Source organism: Lawsonibacter sp. (assembly GCF_022777125.1).
GTDB lineage: Bacteria > Bacillota > Clostridia > Oscillospirales > Oscillospiraceae > Lawsonibacter_A > Lawsonibacter_A hominis.
Map to the genome: position 1 here is coordinate 1 of NZ_JALFGV010000126.1, position 6,719 is coordinate 6,719.

The window sequence follows — 6,719 nt, forward strand, 5'->3', positions numbered from 1 at the left end:
CCGATACGCCTGCGCTATGACGGGCGCCCCCGTCGCAGCCTAATGCGTCATGCACTCGGTGCGCGGCTCCAAGACCATGTTCCCCGCGCCCTTCCGTGCCCGTTCCCACCTGTCCGGGCTCTCTGCGACGTATCTGCGCGCGTACTCTTCTTTTCATTGCCTTTGTCGGCGATATTCCATTGTCTCCGGGTTGCACTTAGTTTAACCTGACAAAGCCCATCTGTCAACCGGGCATTTTTCACAAAAACAGGGGCGGACAGAATCCGCTTTCTGCCCGCCCCGCCGATTTTTACTGGAGACCGGCCTTTTCCGCTTTGCGTTTCCGGGCGGCCTTCCTCCGGGCCTTGTCGCCCACGCGGCGGTCCAGGCGCACGGCCGCGCGGGTCCCGGCGGACTGGAAAATCTGCACCAGGATAACCAGCACCACCACAGACACCCAGAGGATGATCTTCATCTGGCGCTGATAGCCCAGGTTCAGCGCCATGGAGCCCAAACCGCCGCCGCCGATGGCGCCCGCCATGGCGCCGTAGCTGAGGATGGTGATAAAGGCGGTGGTGAAGCCGGAAATCAGAGAAGGACGGGATTCCGGCAGCATGACCTTCCAGATGATCTGGAAGGGAGAGCAGCCCATGGACTGGGCCGCTTCGATGACGCCCTTGTCCACCTCGCGGATGGATGCCTCCACCAGCCGGGCCACGAAGGGAAACGCCGCCACGATCAGGGGGATGATGGTGGCCACGGTCCCAATACTGGTACCGATGATGAGCCGGGACAGCGGGATAACGATGACCATCAGGATCAGGAAGGGTACCGAGCGCAGGATATTGATGACAAAGTTGATCACGGCCATGACGGGCCGGGGCAGGGGCAGCACGCCGCCCTCCTCTCCCGCCACCGCCAGCACGCCCAGGGGCAGGCCGATGACATAGGCGAACAGCGTGGCGACCACGGTGACATAAAGCGTCTCCCAGACGGCGAAGAGCAGGCCGTTCTTGGACAGCTCCAGCAGCCGCAGGATCTCCGGATTGTTCAGCAACTCAGGCATGGTAGTTTTCCACCTCCTCCACCGTCACGTCCCGTTGGGCGCTGAGGTAGGCCATGGCGCGTCCGGCCTCGTCCGCGTCGTCGGGCAGGCCCAGCAGGATATACCCATAGGCCCGGCCATCCACATTGCGGGTCTCCGCCCCCAGGATATTGGCCTTGACGCCGCAGTCGATGGCAAGGCAGGCGATGAGGGGCTGATAGGCCGTGCCGCCGTTGAAGACCAGCCGCACGATGTGGCTGCCCGGCAGCTGACGGGTGACCTGCACCCCCTCCGGGTAGACCAGCCTGCGCCCCGCCTCGGTCTTGGGGTTTGCGAAGACCTCCTCTACCGTTCCGGTCTCCACCATATGGCCGTGATCCAGAATCGCCACATGGGTGCAGATCTCCTCCACAACCGTCATCTCATGGGTGATAACGATGACGGTGATGCCCAGGCGCTTGTTGATGTCCTGGATCAGCCGCAGGATGGAGCGGGTGGTGGTGGGGTCCAGCGCGCTGGTGGCCTCGTCGCACAAAAGCACCTTGGGATCGGAGGCCAGGGCCCGGGCGATGGCGATGCGCTGCTTCTGGCCGCCGGAGAGCTGGGCCGGATAGGCATCGGCCTTGTCGGGCAGCCCCACGATCTCCAGCAGCTCCAGGGCCCTGCGTTTGGCCTGGGCCGTGCCGGCTCCGGCGATCTCCAGGGGGAAGCAGATATTTTTCAGGCAGGTGCGCTGCATCAGCAGATTAAACTGCTGGAAGATCATGCTGATACAGCGGCGCTTCTGCCGCAGCTGTCCGGCGCTGAGGGCGGTCATATCCGCCCCGTCGATGATCACCTGCCCGGCGCTGGGCCGTTCCAGCAGGTTGATGCACCGCACCAGCGTGGACTTGCCCGCGCCGGACATACCCACCACGCCGAAAATGTCTCCGTCCGAAATGGTCAGGTTGATGTCCTCCAAGGCGGTAAACGTTCCGTCCGCCGTGGGGAAGGTCTTTGACACATGCTTCAGTTCAATCACGGACCCGTACTCCTCTTAACGACAAAATTCCGTTCCAACGCCCCGTTTTCTCCAAAAGCGGGGATATTTCCGTATCACGTATAGGCTATTCTATGCCAACCACGCCCCCCTGTCAAGCCAAAAAGCCCCGGAACCAGCCGGGTTCCGGGGCTTGGGACGGTGCGCCGTTTCTCAGCGGCAGGCGCAGCAGCTGTGCTCGTCGCCGTCGCAGGGGAGCTTCAGCTCCTCGGGTACCGCATTCCCCTGCCGGCGGTAATAGTCGGCCAAGGCGGCCTTGATGGCCTCCTCCGCCAGAACGGAACAGTGCATCTTATAGCCGGGCAGCCCGTCCAGCGCCTCCGCCACGGCGGCGTTGGTCAGTCCCATGGCCTCGTCGATGGTCTTTCCGCGGATCATCTCCGTGGCCATGGAGGAGGTGGCGATGGCGGAGCCGCAGCCGAAGGTCTTGAACTTTACGTCGGTGATCACGCCCTTATCGTCGATCTTGAGGTACATTTTCATAATATCGCCGCACTTGGGGTTGCCGACCTGGCCCACCCCGTCGGCATCCGCAATCTCACCCACATTCCTTGGATGCTCAAAATGGTCCATGACCTTATCAGAATACAGCATGGAATATCTCCTTTCAATATTACGGCATTACAGTTCCCAGGTGGGCTTCCCCGCCGCTTTGTCCCACACAGGGGACATCTCCCGCAGATACTGGACCACCCGGGGCACTTCCTGCAGCAGATACGCTACGTCCTCCTCGGTGTTCTCCGCTCCCAAAGTAAGGCGCAGGGAGCCGTGGGCGATCGCATGGGGCAGGCCGATGGCCAGCAGCACGTGGGACGGGTCCAGGGAGGCCGAGGAACAGGCGGAGCCGGAAGAGGCGCAGATCCCTCGGGCGTCCAGCAGCAGCAGCAGGGCCTCGCCCTCCACGCCCTCGAAGACGAAGGACGCGGTTCCCGGCAGACGGTTGACCGGATCGCCCGTCAGGCGGGAATAGGGGATACGCCCCAGTCCGGCGGCGAGCTTATCCCGCAGGGCGGACAGACGGGCGGACTCGGCGGCCAGACCATCCGTCGCCTCCCGCAGCGCGGCGGCCAGGCCCACAGCCCCGGCCACATTCTCGGTGCCCGCCCGGCGGCCTTTCTCCTGACCGCCGCCGAACATCAGCGGCGGCAGGCGCACCCCCTTGCGGACATAGAGCGCCCCCATCCCCCGGGGGCCCCGGAACTTGTGCCCGGACAGAGACAGCAGATCCACCTTCCATGCCTGAACATCCACCGGGATATGGCCCACAGCCTGTACCGCATCGGTGTGGAAGAGTACGCCCGCTTCCCGGGCGATCGCCCCGATCTCCGCGATTGGCTCGATGGTGCCGATCTCGTTGTTGGCGGTCATAATGGAGATGAGGATCGTATCCGGGCGGAGGGCCGCCTTCACGGCGGCGGGGTCCACCCGTCCCTGGCCGTCCACCGGCAGATAGGTGACCTCAAAGCCCTGCTTCTCCAGATACCGGGCGGTATGGAGGATCGCGTGGTGCTCGATGGCGGAGGTAATGATGTGCCTCCCCTTGTCCTTCTTCTGCTCAGCCACGCCCCGCAGCGCCCAGTTGTCGGACTCGCTGCCGCAGGAGGTGAAATAAATCTCCTCCGGTTGGGCGTTCAGGCAGGCGGCCACCTGGGCCCGGGCCGCCTCCAGGTCGGATTTGGCCTGCTGGGCAAACGAATAGAGACTGGAGGGGTTTCCATAGCTCTGGTTAAAATAAGGGAGCATGGCCTTCAGGGCCGTATCGGACAGGGCCGTGGTGGCCGCATGGTCGGCATAAACAATTCGCGACATGGCGATGTCTCCTTTCCTGGATCGTCTTGCTTAAAGTACATAATTCCTATATGTTTACTATGATTATACGAGTCTTATCGCGTTTTGTCAAGCAAATTTTAGAAATTGCCGCCAACCATTAATCTTTCCTTAAAAATCCGTTCCTTCGATTGACGGCACCGGCCTGCCGATGCTATAGTGTGCTCAGGCGTTTCAAGAATTATATTAAGGAGGAGCCATGGATAGAAAGCTCTTCAAAAGCATTCTGCTGATCATCACCTATGCGGTGGTGCTGGTCATGGCGCTGGCCCGTCTGGACGTGGTGAGCGGCGGCCTCTGGCGCCTGCTGGGACTGTTCAAGCCTCTTTTCATCGGCTTTGGCATTGCTTTTGTGCTCAACCGGCCCTGTCACTTTTTCTGCCGCCTGTATGGCCGCGGCCTCGGCAGGACCCGGGCGTCCGGATGGGCGCGCCCCCTGGCGGTGGTCACCTCCTATCTGGTGCTGGTGATCGTCATCAGCGCCATCTTCTCTTTCGTGGTGCCCAAGCTGGCACAGAGCATCCAGATCTTCGTGGGCAGCTTGAGCGGGTACCTCAACAATCTGCAAACCTGGACCAACGAGCTTTTGGCCTACCTCAAGCTGGACACCCTGGACCTGTCCAGTCTGAAGGCCCCCCTCCAGAACCTGTTCGACCAGGTGCTGGCCTTCCTCTCCGACCTGGGCCCCCACCTGCTGGAGTTTACCAGCGGACTGGTGTCCATGGTAGTCACCGGAGTGCTGGCTCTGGTGTTCTCGATCTACATGCTCTCCGGCAAAGAACGCCTGCTCTCCCAGTGCCGCCGGCTGCTCCGGGCCTACGTCCCTCCAAAATTTGCCGACCCAATCCTGGACGTGGTACACCTCACAGGGGATACCTTCACCCACTTCGTCACCGGCCAGCTTATCGAGGCCTGCATTCTGGGCGGATTGTGCTCCATCGGCATGCTCTTCATTCAGCCGGACTATGCCCCTCTCATCGGGGTCATCATCGGCTCCTCCGCGCTCATCCCCGTGGCCGGGGCCTACATCGGGGCGATTCTTTCCGCTCTGCTGCTGTTGATGGTCTCCCCGCTCAAGGCGGTCACCTTCCTGATCTTCCTGGTGATCCTCCAGCAGATCGAAGGCAATGTGATCTATCCCAAGGTGGTGGGCACCTCCATCGGCCTGCCGGGCATTTGGGTACTGGCCGCCGTCACAGTCGGCGGCGGGCTGATGGGTCTGGTAGGCGTCCTGCTCAGCGTCCCCATTGCGTCGGTCCTCTATACCCTGCTCCGGCGGGATGTACACCGGCGCCTGGACCGGGCCTCCTGATCTGCCCTGCACATCCAAACAGCCTGACGGCGCCTCGGTCCCTGACCGAAGCGCCGTTTTTAATGGAAGATCACACGCACGGCCCAGGCGGCGGCCATGAAGCCTGCCAGGTCGGCGCAAAGGGCGGCAGGGACGGCATAACGGGTCTTTACGATCCCCGCCGCGCCGAAATAGACCGCGATGGTATAAAACGTAGTCTCCGTGGAGCCCAGCATCACCGCCGCCGTGCGCCCGATCTGCGAGTCCGGCCCATAGGTGGAGATCAGCTCCGCTCCGACGCCCAGCGCCGCGCTGCCGCTGACCGGCCGCACCAGCATCAGCGCCACCGTCTCCGGCGGGATGCCCAGCCGGGTGAGCACCGGCGCAAGGGCCTGGGCCGCCAGCTCCAGCGCGCCGGATGCGCGCAGCATATACACCGCCGTCAGCAGCCCCACCAGCGGCGGCACGATCTTGATGAGCACTCCCAGGCCCTCGCCGGCCCCCTGGACGACCGCGTCGTACACGTCCACCCGCCGCGCCATTCCATACAGGGCCACGGCGGCGATGATCAGGGGCACCAGCATGGTAAAAAACAGTTCCATCCCTACTTCCTCCACAGCCTTGCAAACACCTTCGCCGCCAGGATGCCCACGCACACTGAGATGGCCGAGGCCAGCCAGACGGCGGGCAGGATGTCAAACGGCGCGGCACTTCCGGCAGCCAGGCGGACGCTGGCCACGGTGGTGGGGATGAGCTGGATGGAGGCGGTGTTGCACACCACCAGCATGCATAACGGATCGGAGGCCACCCCCGGCGTCTTCCGGCTCATCTGCCGGGCGGCCTGGATCCCCAGCGGCGTAGCGGCGTTGCCCAACCCCAGCAGGTTGGCGGAAACATTGGCCGAGATACTGTCCATGACGTCCCGATCCCGCGCAAATTCCGGGTAGAGCCGCCGCAGGACGGGCCGCAGCAGCCGGGACAGGCCGTCGGACAGGCCGGAGCGGCGCATCACCTCCATAACGCCCATCCACAGGCAGAGGATACCGGCCATGGACAGGCACAGCTCCACGGCGGCCGCCGCGCCTTCCATTGCCGCCGCCGCAACGGCCGGTCCGTTTCCCGTGGCCAGGCCGCACAGAACGGCCGCTACCACCATCCCCGTCCAGATCACCGCCATCGCCATCGCCACGCGCCTCCTTTTCCCTCCCCCTATCTATATGGCCCGTCCCACGGTTCCATTCCTGTTTTTCCAACTTTGCCCTTTTGCAGAGCGCGCCTCCTTATTTTCCATTTTTAGATAGAAACATACATATATAGTCAAAATTTTTCCAAATTTGAATTGACATTGAAATACCATGTGTTATAATGAAATATATCAGCTTCTTCTTGACGGGAAGCTAGAGTCTGTTTTAAAACCTAGCCATTGTGTGAAAAACGACGATGTAATAGAATGGGAGCATGAAGAGACATGAAATAAGCGAAAAACAATGGAATAGGATCAAGGACAAGTTCCCGCCTGAGAGGAAGCCGCAAGGAGG

At 62.2% G+C, this 6,719-nt stretch carries 7 protein-coding genes; 1 reads left to right on the forward strand and 6 read right to left on the reverse strand.

Annotation, left to right across the window (positions count from 1 at the left end; translation table 11 throughout):
- Positions 1 to 289: 289 nt before the first annotated feature.
- The 4 genes from MR825_RS10410 to nifS all read right to left on the reverse strand — a co-directional run bounded on the left by MR825_RS10410 (position 290) and on the right by nifS (position 3,872).
- Positions 290 to 1,045: a methionine ABC transporter permease gene (locus MR825_RS10410; RefSeq protein WP_186908111.1), complete on the reverse strand. Its 756-nt coding sequence runs from the start codon at positions 1,043 to 1,045 to the stop codon at positions 290 to 292.
- Positions 1,038 to 2,045, reverse strand: coding sequence for a methionine ABC transporter ATP-binding protein (locus tag MR825_RS10415; protein WP_256176229.1), 1,008 nt, complete (start codon positions 2,043 to 2,045; stop codon positions 1,038 to 1,040). The genes MR825_RS10410 and MR825_RS10415 overlap by 8 nt, the downstream gene beginning before the upstream one ends.
- 171 nt (positions 2,046 to 2,216) lie before the next feature.
- The gene (gene nifU / locus MR825_RS10420; RefSeq protein WP_186908109.1) at positions 2,217 to 2,657 is read right to left on the reverse strand and encodes a Fe-S cluster assembly scaffold protein NifU; all 441 of its coding nucleotides are present in this window, start codon (positions 2,655 to 2,657) and stop codon (positions 2,217 to 2,219) included.
- Positions 2,658 to 2,684: 27 nt separating this feature from the next.
- Complete coding sequence (gene nifS, locus MR825_RS10425) at positions 2,685 to 3,872, reverse strand: cysteine desulfurase NifS (RefSeq protein ID WP_186908108.1); 1,188 nt, start codon at positions 3,870 to 3,872, stop codon at positions 2,685 to 2,687.
- A gap of 217 nt (positions 3,873 to 4,089) precedes the next feature.
- Between nifS and MR825_RS10430 the strand changes: the two genes are divergently transcribed.
- Positions 4,090 to 5,202, forward strand: coding sequence for an AI-2E family transporter (locus MR825_RS10430; RefSeq protein ID WP_256176228.1), 1,113 nt, complete (start codon positions 4,090 to 4,092; stop codon positions 5,200 to 5,202).
- Between the two features lie 59 nt (positions 5,203 to 5,261).
- Here MR825_RS10430 and MR825_RS10435 read toward each other — a convergent pair whose 3' ends face one another.
- Both MR825_RS10435 and MR825_RS10440 read right to left on the reverse strand, forming a co-directional pair.
- Positions 5,262 to 5,783, reverse strand: a complete 522-nt coding sequence (locus tag MR825_RS10435) for a spore maturation protein (RefSeq protein ID WP_186908106.1) — start codon at positions 5,781 to 5,783, stop codon at positions 5,262 to 5,264.
- 2 nt (positions 5,784 to 5,785) lie between these two features.
- Positions 5,786 to 6,364 (reverse strand): spore maturation protein A, encoded by a 579-nt coding sequence (locus MR825_RS10440; RefSeq protein WP_287880643.1) that lies wholly within the window; start codon positions 6,362 to 6,364, stop codon positions 5,786 to 5,788.
- Positions 6,365 to 6,719 lie beyond the last annotated feature (355 nt).